At 54.1% G+C, this 16,702-nt stretch carries 15 protein-coding genes; 13 read left to right on the top strand and 2 right to left on the bottom strand.

Annotated features, from left to right (window positions below):
* Nucleotides 1–129: 129 nt before the first annotated feature.
* The 4 genes from K5L82_RS02975 to K5L82_RS02960 all read left to right on the top strand — a co-directional run bounded on the left by K5L82_RS02975 (nt 130) and on the right by K5L82_RS02960 (nt 4,558).
* Nucleotides 130–537, top strand: coding sequence for a PilZ domain-containing protein (locus K5L82_RS02975; RefSeq protein WP_133004897.1), 408 nt, complete (start codon nt 130–132; stop codon nt 535–537).
* A 175-nt stretch (nt 538–712) separates the two neighbouring features.
* The gene (gene cysD, locus K5L82_RS02970) at nt 713–1,627 is read left to right on the top strand and encodes a sulfate adenylyltransferase subunit CysD (protein WP_410505842.1); all 915 of its coding nucleotides are present in this window, start codon (nt 713–715) and stop codon (nt 1,625–1,627) included.
* A 1-nt stretch (nt 1,628) separates the two neighbouring features.
* A complete protein-coding gene (gene cysN, locus K5L82_RS02965) occupies nt 1,629–3,269 on the top strand; it encodes a sulfate adenylyltransferase subunit CysN (RefSeq protein ID WP_223133107.1) in 1,641 nt (546 codons plus the stop codon).
* 272 nt (nt 3,270–3,541) lie between these two features.
* Entirely contained in the window at nt 3,542–4,558 is a 1,017-nt protein-coding gene (locus K5L82_RS02960; RefSeq protein ID WP_223133106.1) for a nucleoid-associated protein, read from the top strand.
* On the opposite strand, the gene trmH is transcribed toward K5L82_RS02960, so the two are convergent.
* Nucleotides 4,506–5,282: a tRNA (guanosine(18)-2'-O)-methyltransferase TrmH gene (gene trmH / locus K5L82_RS02955; RefSeq protein WP_262492483.1), complete on the bottom strand. Its 777-nt coding sequence runs from the start codon at nt 5,280–5,282 to the stop codon at nt 4,506–4,508. The genes K5L82_RS02960 and trmH overlap by 53 nt on opposite strands.
* A gap of 357 nt (nt 5,283–5,639) precedes the next feature.
* Between trmH and miaB the strand changes: the two genes are divergently transcribed.
* From miaB to lnt, 5 genes are all read left to right on the top strand, one after another.
* Nucleotides 5,640–6,986, top strand: coding sequence for a tRNA (N6-isopentenyl adenosine(37)-C2)-methylthiotransferase MiaB (miaB, locus tag K5L82_RS02950; RefSeq protein WP_223133105.1), 1,347 nt, complete (start codon nt 5,640–5,642; stop codon nt 6,984–6,986).
* A gap of 110 nt (nt 6,987–7,096) precedes the next feature.
* The gene (locus tag K5L82_RS02945) at nt 7,097–8,083 is read left to right on the top strand and encodes a PhoH family protein (protein ID WP_133004892.1); all 987 of its coding nucleotides are present in this window, start codon (nt 7,097–7,099) and stop codon (nt 8,081–8,083) included.
* Nucleotides 8,080–8,553 carry an rRNA maturation RNase YbeY gene (gene ybeY / locus K5L82_RS02940; RefSeq protein WP_133004891.1) on the top strand — a complete coding sequence of 158 codons (474 nt, stop codon included), beginning with the start codon at nt 8,080–8,082 and terminating at the stop codon, nt 8,551–8,553. The genes K5L82_RS02945 and ybeY overlap by 4 nt, the downstream gene beginning before the upstream one ends.
* Complete coding sequence (locus K5L82_RS02935) at nt 8,550–9,395, top strand: HlyC/CorC family transporter (RefSeq protein WP_133004890.1); 846 nt, start codon at nt 8,550–8,552, stop codon at nt 9,393–9,395. Before ybeY ends, K5L82_RS02935 begins: the two co-directional genes overlap by 4 nt.
* Entirely contained in the window at nt 9,385–10,932 is a 1,548-nt protein-coding gene (lnt, locus tag K5L82_RS02930) for an apolipoprotein N-acyltransferase (protein WP_223133104.1), read from the top strand. The genes K5L82_RS02935 and lnt overlap by 11 nt, the downstream gene beginning before the upstream one ends.
* Before the next feature lie 3 nt (nt 10,933–10,935).
* On the opposite strand, the gene K5L82_RS02925 is transcribed toward lnt, so the two are convergent.
* Nucleotides 10,936–11,490 (bottom strand): zinc ribbon-containing protein, encoded by a 555-nt coding sequence (locus K5L82_RS02925; RefSeq protein WP_223133103.1) that lies wholly within the window; start codon nt 11,488–11,490, stop codon nt 10,936–10,938.
* A 153-nt stretch (nt 11,491–11,643) separates the two neighbouring features.
* Between K5L82_RS02925 and leuS the strand changes: the two genes are divergently transcribed.
* From leuS to K5L82_RS02905, 4 genes are all read left to right on the top strand, one after another.
* Nucleotides 11,644–14,229: a leucine--tRNA ligase gene (gene leuS, locus K5L82_RS02920; RefSeq protein WP_223133286.1), complete on the top strand. Its 2,586-nt coding sequence runs from the start codon at nt 11,644–11,646 to the stop codon at nt 14,227–14,229.
* 1 nt (nt 14,230) lies between these two features.
* Nucleotides 14,231–14,809 carry an LPS assembly lipoprotein LptE gene (gene lptE / locus K5L82_RS02915; protein ID WP_133004887.1) on the top strand — a complete coding sequence of 193 codons (579 nt, stop codon included), beginning with the start codon at nt 14,231–14,233 and terminating at the stop codon, nt 14,807–14,809.
* Nucleotides 14,806–15,813, top strand: a complete 1,008-nt coding sequence (gene holA, locus K5L82_RS02910) for a DNA polymerase III subunit delta (protein WP_223133102.1) — start codon at nt 14,806–14,808, stop codon at nt 15,811–15,813. Before lptE ends, holA begins: the two co-directional genes overlap by 4 nt.
* A 175-nt stretch (nt 15,814–15,988) precedes the next feature.
* A complete protein-coding gene (locus K5L82_RS02905; protein ID WP_223133101.1) occupies nt 15,989–16,624 on the top strand; it encodes an endonuclease in 636 nt (211 codons plus the stop codon).
* The last annotated feature ends 78 nt before the right edge of the window (nt 16,625–16,702 follow it).

The following is a 16,702-nucleotide window of genomic DNA, read 5'->3' as shown; positions in this document are numbered from 1 at the left end:
ATATGTCACACTCTGCGGCACAATTGGAATTGATCACTTTTCAAACAAATAAGAATACACCAAACCAAGACCTAAGGCATTATGGGACACGCAACCTCGCTTGATACGTTCAACGCAAGAAGAGTCAATATGAAGCCTCTCGATGCAAAACCTAATTTAAGAAATCAGCAGCGGGTAGACGTGTCTTCAGCGATCAGTCTCGAAAAAGCAAACGGTTGGGAACTTCAGTGCGAAATCGCCAATATTTCTCGCACCGGCGTCATGATTCAGTGTGATGCGCAAACCGCCAAAGCTTTGATCCCCAATATGCTACCACCCGTGCCCAAGAACCCCATTCAACTCACAGCCCGTTTCTCGGTGCCTGTCCTACCGGCTCAACCAGTCACCATTGTGGCCGAGAGCCACGTCGTTCATATCCGTCGTATCGCCCGCGATCAATTTCATATCGGCCTGCAGTTCAATAGCATTGAAGGCAACGGCTTTGTTTACATCGACCAATACATCGGAAAACTTTTCGACGAGTCCCGGCAAAACTAAAGCGTCGGCACACTCGAAAGCAGAGGTATTACCATTCAGATAATGCTTTTGGGTTAGCGCACCGGCCATATCATTAGAACCCAAAAGTCTTACCAGACACCTTCTTATACCCTATAGCCCCCTGTTATAGTGTTCATCCTGATTACAGCCATTAAAAGCCCCTCTGCGGCAACGGATGAACATGACCACATACAACCTCACCCATCTGAAACAGCTGGAAGCCGAGAGCATCCACATAATCCGAGAAGTGGCGGCCGAGTTTGATAACCCGGTCATGCTTTATTCCGTCGGCAAAGACTCGGCCGTGATGCTGCATTTGGCGCTAAAAGCCTTCTATCCGGGTAAGCCACCCTTCCCCCTGATGCACGTTGACACCACCTGGAAATTCCGAGAGATGATCGAGTTTCGTGATAAACAGGTGAGCCGCTACGGGTTGGACCTGATCGTGCACACTAACCAAGAAGGTGTAGATCAAGGCATCGGGCCGTTTACCCATGGCAGCGCGAAACACACGGACATGATGAAAACCCAGGCCCTGAAACAGGCACTGGACAAGTACAAGTTCGACGCAGCCTTTGGCGGCGCACGCCGGGACGAAGAGAAATCCCGAGCCAAGGAACGCGTGTATTCGTTCCGGGACGAGCACCACCGCTGGGATCCGAAAAACCAGCGCCCCGAACTTTGGAATACCTACAACGGCAAGGTGAATAAGGGCGAAAGCATTCGCGTATTCCCGCTTTCAAACTGGACCGAGCTGGATATCTGGCAGTACATCTATCTGGAGAACATCGACATCGTTCCCCTGTACTACTCGGCCGTGCGCCCGGTTGTCGAGCGCGATGGCACCTTGATCATGGTGGATGACGACCGCATGCCTTTGAATGAAGGTGAAAAACCGATGATGAAGTCGGTGCGCTTCCGTACGTTGGGCTGTTACCCCCTGACCGGCGCCATCGAATCTGAAGCAGATACTCTGCCGGAAATCATTCAAGAAATGCTGCTGGCCACCAGCTCCGAACGTCAGGGGCGGGTCATTGACCACGACTCAGCCGGCTCCATGGAACAGAAAAAGCGGGAAGGGTACTTCTAAGATGTCACACCAGTCTGAATTGATCGCCGACGATATTCTGTCGTACCTGAAACAGCACGAAAACAAAGAACTGCTTCGCTTGCTGACCTGCGGCAGCGTTGATGACGGCAAAAGCACCCTGATTGGCCGTTTGCTGCACGACACCAAGATGATCTATGAAGATCACATGGCCACCCTGAAAACCGACAGCGCCAAGATGGGCACCACCGGTGAAAAACTGGATTTGGCCCTTTTGGTGGATGGTTTGCAGGCCGAGCGTGAGCAAGGCATCACCATTGATGTGGCCTACCGCTATTTCAGCACCGACAAGCGCAAGTTCATCATTGCCGATACCCCCGGCCATGAGCAGTACACGCGCAATATGGCCACCGGCGCGTCAACTGCCCAGCTGGCGATTCTTATGATCGACGCCCGCCACGGTGTGATGACGCAAACTCGTCGTCACTCGTTCATCGCCTCGCTGCAGGGCATTCGCCACATTGTGGTGGCGGTGAACAAGATGGACCTGGTAGATTTCAGCGAAGAGCGCTTCAACGAAATTCGCGAAGAGTACTTGGCATTTGCCACCAAACTGGGCCTTAAAGACATTCGCTTTGTGCCTCTGTCGGCGCTTGATGGCGATAACGTCGTGAACCGGAGCGAGAACACGCCTTGGTTTAGCGGCCAGCCTTTGATGGAAATTCTTGAAACCGTTGAGGTGTCGCGAGACAAGAACCTGGAGCATTTCCGTTTCCCGGTGCAGTACGTCACTCGCCCCAACCTCAACTTCCGTGGCTTCTGCGGCACCATCGCTTCTGGCGTGATTCGTCCGGGCGAAACCGTGATGGTCCTACCCTCGCGCCGCACCAGCAAGGTCAAAGAAATCGTCACCTTTGACGGCAATCTCGATGAAGCCTACATCGATCAGGCCGTTACTCTGACTCTGGAAGACGAGATCGATATCAGCCGTGGCGACATGCTGGTGAAAGCGGACGACGAACCGGAAGTGGCGAATCGCTTTAACGCCAACATCGTGTGGATGACAGACGCTCCACTGGAAACCGGTCGCCTATACGACATCAAACTCGGGCCGACATTTACCTCCGGGACGGTGAAGAAGATTCACCATCAGACCGATGTGAACTCGCTGGAGCAGAACCCGAACCCGAGCCAGTTGCAGCTCAACGAAATCGGCTTATGCGAACTGACTCTTAACCAGCCTATCGCATTTGATGCGTACCAGCGCAATCACGCCACTGGCAGCTTCATTGTGATCGACCGCCTGACCAACGTCACAGTAGGCGCCGGCATGATCGCCGGCCTGGCCGATGGCCTTGAGTCTCTGGATCCGGTTACCGCAGAAGAACGCGAGCGCCGCTTGGCTCAGAAGCCGACGATCATTGCCTGTAATGGCAAGCAAGCCCCGGCTTTGGCCTTGGCGGTCGAGCGTGCTTTGTTTGATCAAGGTCGGACGGCTGTGGTGGTTTCGGAAGAAAATGCCGGTGATGCGGATGAGCGTCGTCGCGTTTCGCAGTTGCTTACTGCTCACGGGCTAATTGCCGTGACTGTGAATTTGGGCACTGACATTGCTAATACCAGCGTGACTGCTGATCGCGAAGCGGAGATTGCTGAGGCGGTTTCTGGATTACTTCGGGCATTATGATCTAAATAGGGATTCCCTTACCTTGGCGGGCGGGCTGCCGGGGTAAGGGTTCCTTTTTCTTTGGAAAAATAACTCGCTTCGCTCAGACATCTTTTTCCGGCAGAAAAAGGAACCCTCACCCCGCCGCCGACGTTATTCTTCGTTCGCGTGAACACATCTTCGGCTTATTACGAGCAACACTCCCCTCTCCGTACATTCTGCAAATGAATCCCTTTCCGATCCGTGGCATCATCTGCGCCATCTGAATCTCGTAAACTCGACAGGATCGTAATATGGCCATCAAACACCTCCGCACCGCTTTCGCCAGCCAATACCAGCCGGGCCAACCCGCTCGCCTTGTTGCCGGTGAGGCCTTGCAGGAGCCCGGTGGCGATTACGAAGCGTTGCACAAGCAGATGAAGCGTTTGTTTAACAGCAAGCCGGGGAAAAAGTACGGCCGTTTCTCTGATGATGTCGGGGAGTGCCCATTCAGTGCCTGGCTGAAGGATTATCTGGAAGAGAAGCAAACCTTTGCTGCTATGACGGATCGTTTGTTTGGCCAGTGGCAGGAACTTCTGAATGGCAGTCAGGAGGAGTTCGATGGCCACTTGATGGTTGTGCACGATGCTTTGGCCGATTCGGAGGTGGTGTACCTGTTCGTTCTTGAAACCGACAGCGCGATGCGCTTCGACGGCAGCCAGAAGCTGGATGCCACCGATGTTCTGAGCTTGTCCCGCCTGAATCTGGCGGTTCGCATTGAGCTTGACGACTGGCGCGACGGGAAAGACGGGGACAATTATATGACCCTCGTGCACGCCCGCGGCACGGGTGATCCCGGCGAGTTGTTCATTCGTCTGTGTGCATTCACTAACAGCGTGGATGTGGAGAAAGAAACCACCACCTTTTTGGATGCGGTAGAGGCCTTTGCTAAGACTAGCGAACCGGAGAAAGCCGGCGAGGTGCGTGCTAAGGCTTACGAGTTCTGCAAAGACCAACATGCCTTGGGTGAACCGGTGGCGATTGAGGCTTTGTCTAGTTATCTGGACGAGAGTCAGCCTGAGCGTTTTAAGGAATTCGCCAGCCAGAATGTGGAAATGCCGGAAACCGGGGTTTTGCACCCGGACCACCGTAAGGTAAAAAAGTTGGTGCGTATCGCTGGCTCTGGTGGGGGTATGAGTGTTTCGTTTTCTTCAGACTTGGTGAATCAGGCGGTGTATTACGACCGTGACAAGGATGCGCTGACGATTACTCGTTTGCCTAAGGCTTTGCGGGAGCAGTTGCAGCGGTATCTTGAGGCTCGCGAGGACTGAAGTTTGGTTTTTTTTCATCGTCCCATCTGGGGCGGTTGGCTCTTAGTTTTCGGACTTCTTGCATCCAGCCAACGCCATCGATGAGGTCACCTGTTTCGTGATCTATCGGTGGGTACGGCAGGTTGCGGTCGTCGCAGTATCGTTTGACCGTGGGCTGACACCAGGAGAACAGCAAGCGGTTGTACTCATCTTCGGGCATCCGCCGCTGGTCAAACATTCCTGCCAGTTTCCGCTGCCGCTGTGCTTCCGAGAGGATAATTGAACAGGCCGCGGATACGTTCAGTGATTCCACCATGCCCATCATCGGCACCACAATGTGTTCATCCGCTTGTTCGGCGGTAACCGGGTTCACACCGTCTACTTCGTTGCCCATGACGATCGTACAGGGCACGGTAAAGTCCACATCCCGAAAATCCACGGCTCGGTCTGACAGCTGTGCGGCGTAGATTTTATGTCCCTGCCCTTTTAAGTCGGCCACGGCGTCTTTCATGGTCGGATGGGTATGGGTGGTCACCCAGTGATAGCTGCCTCCGGCGGTTTTCCTGAACGCCCGAAAACCTTCTTTCGGCCACACCACGTGCATATTGGCCAACCCGAAGGCATCGCAGGACCGGATGATGGCTGAGAGGTTTCTGGGTTTATGCACCTGATCGGTCAGCACCCGAAGGTCTGGTTGGCGGGTGTCGAGGATGTGTTTGATTCGGGCGAGGCGTTCGGGGGTCATGTTTGAAATTTCGTTCAGTTTCAGAAGCATTCAAGGAGCAACCCAATGCCTTGGGGACTCCTGCTCCAATAATTGGTAAAGGGTTTTGGCGGAGGCTTTCCAAAAATGTGCGGAGCCATGGATGGCGGAGCAGAAGCGCCACATGGATGTGCCGCAAGGAGCGGTTTTTGGAAAGCCTCCGCCAAAACCCTCCATGCACAAAACACGAAGGCGGGAAATAATAGCACAGTGTTAGGTAAGGAATACCGAGACAACGGTGGTTGAAGTTTAATCACACCGGTATAATGTTCCGTCCAATTTTTGCCAGCGCCAAAAACACCACATCCGGCGCAACATACACCAAACCGCGTGAGACCCATGGCCAAGAAGCTGTACATCAAAACCCACGGCTGCCAAATGAACGAGTACGACTCCGCCCGCATGGCAGACCTACTCAAAACTGGCGAGCCCGTCGAAATGACCGACTCACCAGAAGACGCCGACATCCTGCTGCTGAACACCTGTTCCATTCGGGAAAAAGCCCAGGACAAAGTGTTCCACCAACTCGGCCGTTGGAAAAAGCTCAAAAGCAACAAGCCCAACACCATCATCGGTGTCGGCGGGTGCGTAGCGAGCCAGGAAGGTCAGGCGATCATCGACCGGGCACCGTTCGTCGATATGGTCTTCGGCCCACAAACCCTGCACCGCCTGCCGGACATGATTACCGAAGTACGTGCCAAAGGTGACGGTGTTGGCGTGGTTGACGTCAGTTTTCCTGAGATCGAAAAATTCGACAACCTGCCAGACCCCGGTGCAGACGGACCCTCCGCGTTTGTTTCTATCATGGAAGGCTGCAGCAAGTACTGCACCTTCTGTGTAGTGCCCTATACCCGAGGCGAAGAGGTCAGCCGCCCGGTGGATGACGTGATTGCCGAAGTGGCCCACTTGGCCAGTCAGGGCGTGCGCGAAGTGAACCTGCTAGGCCAGAACGTAAACGCCTATCGTGGCGAAACCCATGATGGCGATGTGATGGACATGGCCGAACTGGTTGAGATGATCGCCACCATCGATGGCATTGACCGCATTCGTTACACCACCTCTCATCCGGTGGAGTTCAGCGATTCGCTGATCGAAGTGTACGAACGGGTACCCGAGTTGGTCAGCCACCTGCACTTGCCGGTGCAAAGCGGTTCCGACCGCATTCTGGCGGCGATGAAGCGTGGCCACACGGCACTGGAGTACAAATCCAAGCTACGCCGTTTGCGCAAGATTCGCCCGGACATCAGCTTCTCGTCCGATTTCATTATTGGCTTCCCCGGTGAAACTGAAAAAGATTTCGAGGACACCATGAAGCTGATCAACGATATTGGCTTTGATATGTCGTTCAGCTTCGTTTACAGCGCTCGCCCGGGTACGCCAGCCGCTGACCTGCCTGACGATACGCCTATGGAAGTGAAGAAGCAGCGTCTGAAGATTCTGCAGGATCGCATCAACCAGACGGTGATGGACATCAGCCGCAAGATGGTTGGTTCCACTCAGCGTATTCTGGTCACCGGGCTCTCCAAGAAAGATCCGGGTGAGTATTCAGGCCGCACCGAAAACAACCGGATTGTGAATTTCCGCCACGACAACCCCGAAATTGTTGGGCACTTTGTCGATGTGGAGATTGTTGAGGCGTACGCAAACTCTTTGCGTGGTGTGCCTGTGGATTCGGCGATGTACTAAATTTCGGCCTCCATGTGATGTTAGTGCGGTGATGGGAGGCGGGCCTGCACATTTCTAGAAATGCTAACTCCCTCTGAAACCGAGAGGGAGTAAACCAATACGGAGTAAGATTGAACACTCAAGACAGCAGACAATTTGACCTGCATCCCGTAGACCAGCGACGTCTCACCACGCTGTGCGGGCAATTTGATGAACACCTGAAGATGATCGAAAAACGTCTGCAGGTAAAAGTTGGCCGCCGTGGCCATCACTTCCGAGTTGAAGGGGCAACTGAAAACGTCGCTGCCGCCACGGAAGTTATTCGTCATATGTACCGGGAAACCGAAGCCGTGGACGATATTCAGCCGGATACCGTCCACTTGTTCATTCGGGAAACCGGGCTGGAACGGCTGCCGGACGACGTGCCCTACAACGAAGGGCAAATCACTGTCATCAAAACTCCCAAACTGACCGCCAAGCCCCGTGGACAGAACCAGCAGAAGTATGTGCACAGCGTTCGCACCCACGACATCAACTTCGGTATCGGGCCTGCGGGCACGGGCAAAACCTGGTTGGCGGTGGCCTGCGCCGTGGAAGCTCTGAAAGATGAACAGGTTAAGCGCATTTTGCTGGTACGCCCTGCGGTTGAAGCTGGTGAAAAACTGGGCTTTTTGCCGGGTGACCTTGCTCAGAAGGTGGACCCTTACCTCCGCCCGCTTTACGACGCGCTTTACGAAATGCTTGGGTTTGAGCAAACCACCCGGTTGATCGAAAAAAGTGTGATCGAGATTGCACCACTGGCGTTTATGCGTGGCCGTACGCTCAATAACTCTTTTATCATTCTGGATGAAAGCCAGAACACCACCCGGGAACAAATGAAAATGTTCCTGACCCGTATCGGCTTTGGCTCTACCGCCGTGATCACCGGCGATACCACTCAGGTGGATTTGCCACGTGGTCAGGATTCGGGGCTTATCCATGCGGCCAGCGTTCTGAGTAACGTGCGGGGCATCGGGTTTACCCGTTTCGAATCAAAAGACGTGGTTCGCCACCCCTTGGTTCAACGCATCGTTGAAGCTTACGATTCCTTCAACGACGGTAGTGGCCCACGCACATGAGTCAGTTGACCGTTGATTTTCAGAATGCCTTCGAAGGCGAAGGCCTTCCTGATGTATCCAGTTTCCGAAAATGGGCGGGGCTGGCTTGGCGAAGTGATGCAGATTCCGAGGTGACGATTCGCATCGTTGACGCTGAAGAAAGCCAAGCACTGAACTTTCAGTACCGTGGAAAGGATAAACCCACTAATGTTTTGTCCTTTCCATTTGAAGCACCAGCGGGTATAACATTTCCTCTGGCCGGAGATCTTGCTATTTGCGCGCCGGTTGTTGAAAAAGAAGCCCAAGAACAGCATAAAGAACCTGTGGCCCACTGGGCTCATATGGTGATTCACGGCATGCTCCATCTTCAGGGCTACGACCACATTGAAGACAGTGATGCCGAGGTGATGGAAAGCCTCGAAATCCAGTTGCTCGCGCAGCTCGGGTTTGCTAACCCTTACGAAGCAGAGGAAACGGAAAAAGACTCATGAGCGACGATCAGTCGAGTCGCAGTCAGGGCAACAAGTCCTGGCTGGAGCGTATATCACAGGCCTTTTCCAGTGGGCCGGAGTCCGTAGAGGACGTACTGGAAATCCTGAGGGATGCAGAATCCCAGGAAATCATCGACACCGACTCAATGAGCATCATTGAGGGTGCGATGCAGGTGATCGACATGCGCGTGGAAGAAATTATGATTCCACGCTCTCAGATGATTACCGTCAAAGCCTCGCAGGAACCCAAAGAGTTCCTTCCCGACATCATCGCTTCTGCCCACAGCCGCTTTCCTGTGATCGGTGAAAGCCCGGATGACGTTCTCGGCGTACTGTTGGCCAAAGATTTATTGCCGCTGGCCCTCAACGATGACCTGGATTGGCCCCACATCCGAGAAATCCTCCGCCCGCCAACCTTTGTGCCTGAAAGTAAGCGCCTGAACCAGCTGCTCAAAGAGTTCAAAGAGAATCGCAACCACATGGCGATCGTGGTCGATGAGTATGGTGGCACAGCCGGCCTGATCACCATTGAAGATGTTCTCGAGCAGATCGTGGGTGAAATCGAAGATGAGCACGATTTCGACGAAGAAACCCACATAAAGGCTCGAGGTGATGGCACCTATGCGGTGAAAGCGGTAACCCCGATCGATGATTTCAACGAATTTTTCGAAACCGGCATGGACGAAGAAGAGTTCGATACCATCGGCGGATTGGTACTGAAAGAGTTTGGCCATCTGCCAAGGCGTGGTGAAACGGTTGAATTCGGCGGCTTGAAGTTTACCATAGCCAACGCCGATAACCGTGTCATCCGTTTGCTGCAGGTAACCCGAAGTGAATCATGAGCCAACCCTAAGCCACCCGTTAAATCTCAAGTTTACAAGCATTCCTTGGTTCAGCGCGGCGATCCTCCTGATCGCCGGCGCTGTGCAAACACTGACGTTCTCGCCCTTTCACTTTTGGTGGCTAGGGCCTCTGTCTGCGTTTCTGATTCTTCTGGTCACACTGCACCAACCTTCCAAGAAACTGTTCCGTGCGGGCTGGCTGGTGGGACTGGGCTTGTTTGGCTCTGGCGCCAGCTGGATCTACATCAGCATCAGCGAACACGGCAACACACCCATTCCGGTCGCCATTATTTTGATGATCTTGTTCGTGGCGGGCCTTGCCTTGTTTCACGGATTAGCCTTCTGGTTCTGGGGTAAGCTGGCAAAGCAAAACCTGGTCCGACGCTTAATCTTATTCCCCGCCATTTGGTTGCTGGGAGACTGGCTACGAGGCTGGCTGCTTACCGGTTTCCCCTGGCTCTATCTGGGCACCGCCCACACTGATGGCCCTCTCGCAGGCCTTGCGCCTGTAACCGGCGTGCATGGAATCACCTTTTGGGTGACCGCCACTGCCGCTGCAGCCTATGCATTCTGGTGGCTGCTACGCGCCGGTCGCACTAAAGCGGCTGTCGTAACACTCCTTGTTGCTTTGTTGCCGTGGGGCATGGCACCGGTACTGAACAAGACCGACTGGACCACCATCAGCGATGAACCGGTCAGCTTTGTCACCATGCAGGGCAACATTCCTCAGCAAATCAAGTGGGATCCAGACTTCCTTCGAGACCAGATTGTCACGTACCTTGGACTGACCGAGGAACACTGGCAGGCAGATATCATTCTGTGGCCCGAAACGGCCATCCCGATCCCCCAAGACCAAGCCGGCCCCATCATTGCCCACATTCAGGAGCGTTTGGGCGAGGACAGCACGTTGATCACCGGCATTCCCTGGTATGGCTACAGCGAGAAGAAAGAAGGCAACACCTTCCACAACAGCATCATGGCGTTGGGCAACGGTGAAGGTATTTATCACAAGCAGAAACTGGTGCCTTTCGGGGAATACGTTCCGCTTGAAGGGCTGCTTAGAGGTTTGATCGGCTTTTTCGACCTCCCTATGAGCAGCTTTTCCCCCGGCCCTGATAATCAGTCTCCGCTGCAAGCCAATGGCACTAACGTGATGCCGTACATTTGCTATGAGGTGGCTTACCCGGATTTTGTAGCCTTCAACGCCCGTAACTCCGGGTTGTTGTTGACGATCAGCAACGATGGCTGGTTCGGGGACTCCATCGGCCCACTGCAACACCTGCAGTTAGCCCGCATGCGGGCACTGGAAACAGGCCGCTACATGCTGCGGGGCACCAACAACGGTGTCACTACCATCATTAACGAAAAAGGCAAAATGACGGAACGGGTACCTCAGTTCAAGCAAACGGTTCTCACTGGCGAGGTCTTCACCGCTACCGGCAGCACACCCTATATGCAAACCGGCTCCTGGCCAGTGCTCACCTTGGCATTGATTCTGATCGTCTTCGTCCGTGAACGAGTGATACCGAAGAACTGACCTTCAGTCTTTGTCAGCCTTGTTTGGCCAGCGGCTCGTTACCCGCTCGAAATAGTGGGAGTCGCACGCCTCACAGGGCTCAAGATGATTGGTTTTGGTCAGGCACAGCATGTGGCTGCAATTCAGGCATCGAAACATCCCTGCCGTAGCCACTTCCCCCGCAATGTACTGCCCTACCTCTTCGTTTTCGAGTTTCTGCTTCAGCGCCAGGGTATCCACTAAGGTTTGATCCGCCACCGACAACAGCCGATCGGTCAGGGTCTGCTCCAGCAAAGAAATATCCAGTTGCAGCCATTCTCTCAGGCCTTCGCCGGTTTCTTCGACAAAGTGCATCAGATGCTCCAGATCCCGTTTCAGATAGGCTCCCAATAAATCGGCCTCTTCGCGGGTCATCTCTTCCAGTTCGTACTCGAACTCGACGGCTTTCTGAACCTCTTCTTCCAGTGTCTGCACGGAGGTTTCCTGGAACACATGCAAGCGGGCCTGCACACGTTCCAGCATTCTGTCATAGGCCTCTAAAGCCTTACCGGAAAGATGATTGCGCTCTGGTTCTGTCATGTTCGACCTCTCATCTGAAGAAAAACCCCAACAATAGTAAGTCTGGCACAAGTACGACAAATTGGCAGACTACCTGTTAAGCCGCGGGTGCGTTAGAATGTCCGGCCTTTTCGAACATCATTCTGACACAGGGTAATTTTGGTAATGGCAGGACTGGACGAGCAATACAATCCAAGCGATGTAGAACAGACCGCCCGCGACTTCTGGGAAACCAACGAAACCTTCAAGGTTGTAGAAGATCCGAGCAAGCCCAAGTACTACTGCCTGTCGATGTTCCCGTATCCGAGCGGCAAGCTACACATGGGCCACGTCCGCAACTACACCATCGGCGACGTGATCTCACGCTACCAGCGCATGCAGGGCAAGAATGTCATGCAGCCCATGGGTTGGGATGCGTTCGGCCTACCCGCTGAAAACGCTGCCATTGCCAACAAAACCGCGCCCGCCAAATGGACCCGCTCCAACATCGAATACATGAAGACGCAGCTTAAACAGCTGGGCTTTGGTTACGATTGGGGCCGTGAACTGGCCACCTGTGATCCTGAATACTACCGCTGGGAACAGTGGTTCTTCGCCCGCCTTTACGAGAAAGGCCTGGTGTACAAGAAAATGTCCACGGTTAACTGGGACCCGGTTGACCAGACAGTACTTGCCAACGAGCAAGTCGTAGATGGTCGCGGCTGGCGTTCGGGTGCTCTGGTTGAGCAGAAGAAGATTCCCCAATGGTTTATCCGCATTACCGATTATGCGGAAGAACTCCTGAACGATATGGACGATCTCGACGGCTGGCCCGAACAGGTCAAGACCATGCAGCGCAACTGGATCGGCAAATCAACCGGTACCGAGTTGACGTTCCCGCTGAAGGATCGTGAAGATAGCCTAACCGTGTACACCACCCGTCCGGATACTCTGATGGGCGTGAGTTACATGGCCGTTGCGGCCGAGCACCCGCTGGCCAAAGCGGCCAGTGAGCGTCATCCTGATGTGGCGGAATTTGTTGACCAGTGCCGCAACAGCAAAGTGGCCGAAGCCGAAATGGCCACCATGGAAAAGAAAGGCATCGACACGGGTTTTAAAGCGATCCACCCGCTGACCCAGGAAGAAGTTCCGGTTTGGGTCGCCAATTTTGTGTTGATGGATTACGGCACCGGCGCCCTGATGGCGGTTCCCGGTCACGATGAGCGCGACCACGAGTTCGCTCTCAAGTACAAACTGCCGGTCAAGCAAGTGATCGCCCCAAGCGATCACGAAGAGATCGACGTACAGGAAAAGGCCTACACCGAGAAAGGCATTCTGGTGTCCTCCGGTAAATACAGCGGCTTAACCAGCGACGAAGCCTTCGAAGAAATTGCCAGCTTCCTGGAACAGAACAAGATTGGTCAGCGTACGGTGAACTACCGACTACGCGACTGGGGCGTTTCACGCCAACGGTATTGGGGCGCGCCCATTCCGATGATGACTCTGGAAGACGGTACCGAAATGCCGGTTCCCGACGACCGCCTGCCCGTTCGTCTGCCGGAAGACGTGGAAATGGACGGCGTTCAGTCTCCGATCAAAGCCGACACGGAGTGGTGCAAGACCGAATTCAACGGCCAGCCGGCAACACTGGAAACCGATACCTTCGACACGTTCATGGAGTCGTCCTGGTACTATGCCCGTTTCTGCAGCCCCAACTACGATCAGGGTATGCTGGACCCGGCAGCGGCGAATTACTGGCTACCGGTAGACCAGTATATTGGCGGCATCGAACACGCCATTTTGCACCTGCTGTACGCGCGTTTCTTCCACAAATTACTGCGTGACGTTGGCCTGGTGGACAGCTCCGAGCCGTTCAAACGTCTGCTGACCCAAGGCATGGTGTTGGCTGAAACCTACTACCGCAACGAAGACAACGGCGGTAAGTCTTGGTACAACCCCTCCGAAGTGACTGTCGAGCGTGACGGTAAGGGCCAGGTTGTTCGCGCCGTATTGAAGTCTGATGGGCAGCCTGTCGAGATTGGCGGCGTCACCAAGATGTCCAAGTCCAAGAACAACGGCATTGACCCGCAATCAATCATCGACGAGCACGGCGCCGATACCGTACGCTTGTTCATGATGTTTGCAGCGCCCCCCGAGCAGTCTCTTGAGTGGTCTGACAGCGGCGTTGAGGGTGCCCACCGCTTCCTCAAGCGTCTGTGGCGCATTGTTCACGAACACACCAGCAAAGGCGAAGCCCCGGCTCTGGATGTCGCAAGTCTGACGGATGCCCAGAAAGACCTGCGCCGCAAGACTCATGAAACTATTGCCAAAGTCAGCGACGACATTAGCCGCCGTTTGACCTTCAACACCTCCATTGCTGCGACCATGGAGCTGCTGAATGAAGTGAGCAAACTTGGCGATGATGAACCGCAAAGCCGTGCTGTTCGCCAGGAAGCTCTGGATGTGGCCGTACTGGTCCTGTCACCGATCGTACCGCACATTTGCCACCAGCTCTGGCACGCTCTTGGGCACAGCGAAACTGTGGTCGACGCAAGCTGGCCGGTGGCTGATGAAAGCGCCATGGTGCGCAGTGAGATCGAAGTGGTGCTGCAGGTGAATGGCAAGGTGCGCGCCAAGCAGAGCGTTCCAGCCGACATCAGTAAAGGCGATCTCGAAAAAATGGCGCTAGAGAACGAAAACGTGCAGCGCTTTACGGAAGGCAAAACAGTTCGTAAAGTGATTGTTGTCCCCGGCAAGCTCGTAAACGTGGTAGCTAACTGATATGAGATTGGTGCCTCTGACACTGAAAACGCTTCGGTTTCCGCTTGTTGCGGCACTGACCGCCGCCGTTGTTTCCGGCTGCGGCTTTCAGCTACGGGGCACCTCGCCGGTTCCGGCGGCGTTACAGCCGCTGGCCATTGATTGCCCGAACACCTTACCTGCCCGTTTCTGCGAGTCAGTTCGCGAACAGCTGTCTATGGGCGGTATTGAGCTGCAACCTAAGGAGTCAGCGGATTACGTGCTGACGCTTCGGGATTACAGCCAAGATCGACGTGCCTCAGCGATCACAGCCCAAGCTTCTGCCGCCGAGTACATTTTGCGCCACAGCGTAACCCTTGAACTACTCACGGCAAATAAAACCCCTCTCATCGCAGCAACAGACCTGACATCCAGCGAAACCTACCGCTACGATGAAACCAACGTTCTCGCTAAACAGCGAGAAGAAGAAGAGCTTCAACAACAGCTCGGTGACCGCCTTGCCCAGCAGGTTATATTTCGACTGGTGCCGATGACCCAAGAACGCATAGACGCTGCCCTGAACGCCCATTCAGCCGATCAAAAACCCTCAGAGTCGCCATGAAAATTCAGGCCGGCCAACTCCCTCAAACGTTAAAAAAGGGTCTTGCACCGGTTTACCTCGTCTCGGGCGATGAACCGCTACTGGTTCAGGAGTGCTGTGACCAGATACGTAAGGCTGCCAAGAGTGCCGATTTTCATGACCGCCTGACCTATCACGCTGACCAACAGCTGGACTGGGGTTCGGTGGCTAACGAATGCAATGCCATGTCGCTGTTCGCCGAAAAACGGCGCATTGAGATTCACTTGCCTACCGGAAAACTCGGTGATGGCCGAAAGGTGATGGAGCAGATACTCCAATCCCCGCCGGAAGACGTTATTCTGCTGCTGATCAGCGCCAAACTCGATGCCGCCGAAACCAAACGTAAGTGGTACAAGGATTTACAGGCCAATGGCGTGCATGTACCGGTTTGGCCTGTGGATTCGGACAAATTTACCGGCTGGCTGCAACAGCGGGCCAGCAACCATGGCCTGCACATTACCCGCGCAGCCCTGACGATGCTGTCAGAGCGGCTAGAGGGCAACCTGCTTGCCGCCAGTCAGGAACTGGACCGGCTGACCCTTCTCGCGGACGGCCAAACCATCGATGAAGAAACCATCGAGATGGCGGTTCAGGACAGCGCGCGATTTAACGGATTTGAGTTGGTTACTGAACTTCTCGCGGGCAAGGCGGCCCATGCTGGAAAGATCATCGGTATTCTGCAACAGGAAAGCGAAAACCCATTGGGCTTGCTCAGTGTGCTGGTTCGAGATCTGCATCTGATCATTGAACTGAAAACAGCCCTGCCCCCTGGCGATAATCCGGCCAGCTTTCTGAAAAAGCGCGGGGTGTTCCAGCCCAAGCGAGCGGGGGCTATCCAGCAGGCAGCGCGCAGGCTAAGCTTGGCTCAGTTGCATCGTGCCATTCAGCTTTGCGGTACTACCGATCGCGCGGCCAAGGGATACGGCGATCTTCCGCCATGGCACCATCTCAGAGATCTTTCGGCTCTGCTTGCCGGCGCCCACTGATTAATGTGTAACAAACATACACATTAATCAGGCCAAACTCGCTTCTAGCAAATCACCACTGTGTCATACTTCGCATTAATAAATGATCACGCTGTCATAATTTCGGCGATTTGATCATTTAGCCAGCTCTCTAATTGGCTCTGGCACTCGATGTACGATGTGAGGCACATGGACCATGAAAAAAATAATAGCCATACCCACGACACTTGCTATCGCTCTTTCAACCGGCATGGTGATCGCCCAAAACACTCGGTTCAGCGATCCCGATTCTGTTGTGAAGAATGAGTTTTGGGGCAATATTTATGCGGACGGCGGTTCGTCTTTTTTCTGTGATGAGCCGTTTAAATCCAAAGGTTTTGTGATGACCGATGGGCATATTTATCCGCTCGCAGATATTCGGTCAGCCTTGGATTGCGGTACGAAGTCCCAGTGCAAGCGTGACAATCGTTATCGGCAGATTGCGTCGGATTTACACAATACGGTGCCGGTCCGTAGTCGTATTGAACTGAAACGTCGGACGGCGCGTTATGAAGATTTAAGCAAGGCGACCGATCGGGATGAGTGCGGTATTCGCACGAACAATCAATTCTTTGAGCCGGCAGAGCGCATTAAGGGTGATGTTGCTCGCACCATGGCCTATATGGTGGATACTTATGATTTGCCGTGGCTGGGGGCGACTCCGGTGTTTCAAAACTGGAGTAAGCTTGACCCGCCGGATGACAAGGAGCTAACTCGGCATCGCAGGGTGGCAGAGGTTCAAGGTAATGAGAATCCGTTTGTGACCAATCCTGACCTGATTAATCACCTGTAAAACCAACTTGGGTGCATGAGAGTGTGCGCGATACAGCTTTCAGACCCCTTTATTAGTACCTACAAAAAAGCAGGCCAC

Origin of the sequence: Marinobacter sp. AL4B, from assembly GCF_019916045.1 — a bacterium.
Taxonomy (GTDB): Bacteria; Pseudomonadota; Gammaproteobacteria; order Pseudomonadales; family Oleiphilaceae; genus Marinobacter.
This window is presented reverse-complemented; position numbering and strand designations above follow the sequence as displayed.

Bases quoted from the DNA above. Each gene is read 5' to 3' on its own strand.
- holA (WP_223133102.1), top strand. From the start codon at position 14,806: ATGAAAATTCAGGCCGGCCAACTCCCTCAAACGTTAAAAAAGGGTCTT.
- cysD (WP_410505842.1), top strand. From the start codon at position 713: ATGAACATGACCACATACAACCTCACCCATCTGAAACAGCTGGAAGCC.
- K5L82_RS02975 (WP_133004897.1), top strand. From the start codon at position 130: ATGAAGCCTCTCGATGCAAAACCTAATTTAAGAAATCAGCAGCGGGTA.
- K5L82_RS02905 (WP_223133101.1), top strand. From the start codon at position 15,989: ATGAAAAAAATAATAGCCATACCCACGACACTTGCTATCGCTCTTTCA.
- ybeY (WP_133004891.1), top strand. From the start codon at position 8,080: ATGAGTCAGTTGACCGTTGATTTTCAGAATGCCTTCGAAGGCGAAGGC.
- lptE (WP_133004887.1), top strand. From the start codon at position 14,231: ATGAGATTGGTGCCTCTGACACTGAAAACGCTTCGGTTTCCGCTTGTT.
- trmH (WP_262492483.1), bottom strand. From the start codon at position 5,282: ATGACCCCCGAACGCCTCGCCCGAATCAAACACATCCTCGACACCCGC.
- cysN (WP_223133107.1), top strand. From the start codon at position 1,629: ATGTCACACCAGTCTGAATTGATCGCCGACGATATTCTGTCGTACCTG.
- miaB (WP_223133105.1), top strand. From the start codon at position 5,640: ATGGCCAAGAAGCTGTACATCAAAACCCACGGCTGCCAAATGAACGAG.
- K5L82_RS02935 (WP_133004890.1), top strand. From the start codon at position 8,550: ATGAGCGACGATCAGTCGAGTCGCAGTCAGGGCAACAAGTCCTGGCTG.
- K5L82_RS02925 (WP_223133103.1), bottom strand. From the start codon at position 11,490: ATGACAGAACCAGAGCGCAATCATCTTTCCGGTAAGGCTTTAGAGGCC.
- K5L82_RS02960 (WP_223133106.1), top strand. From the start codon at position 3,542: ATGGCCATCAAACACCTCCGCACCGCTTTCGCCAGCCAATACCAGCCG.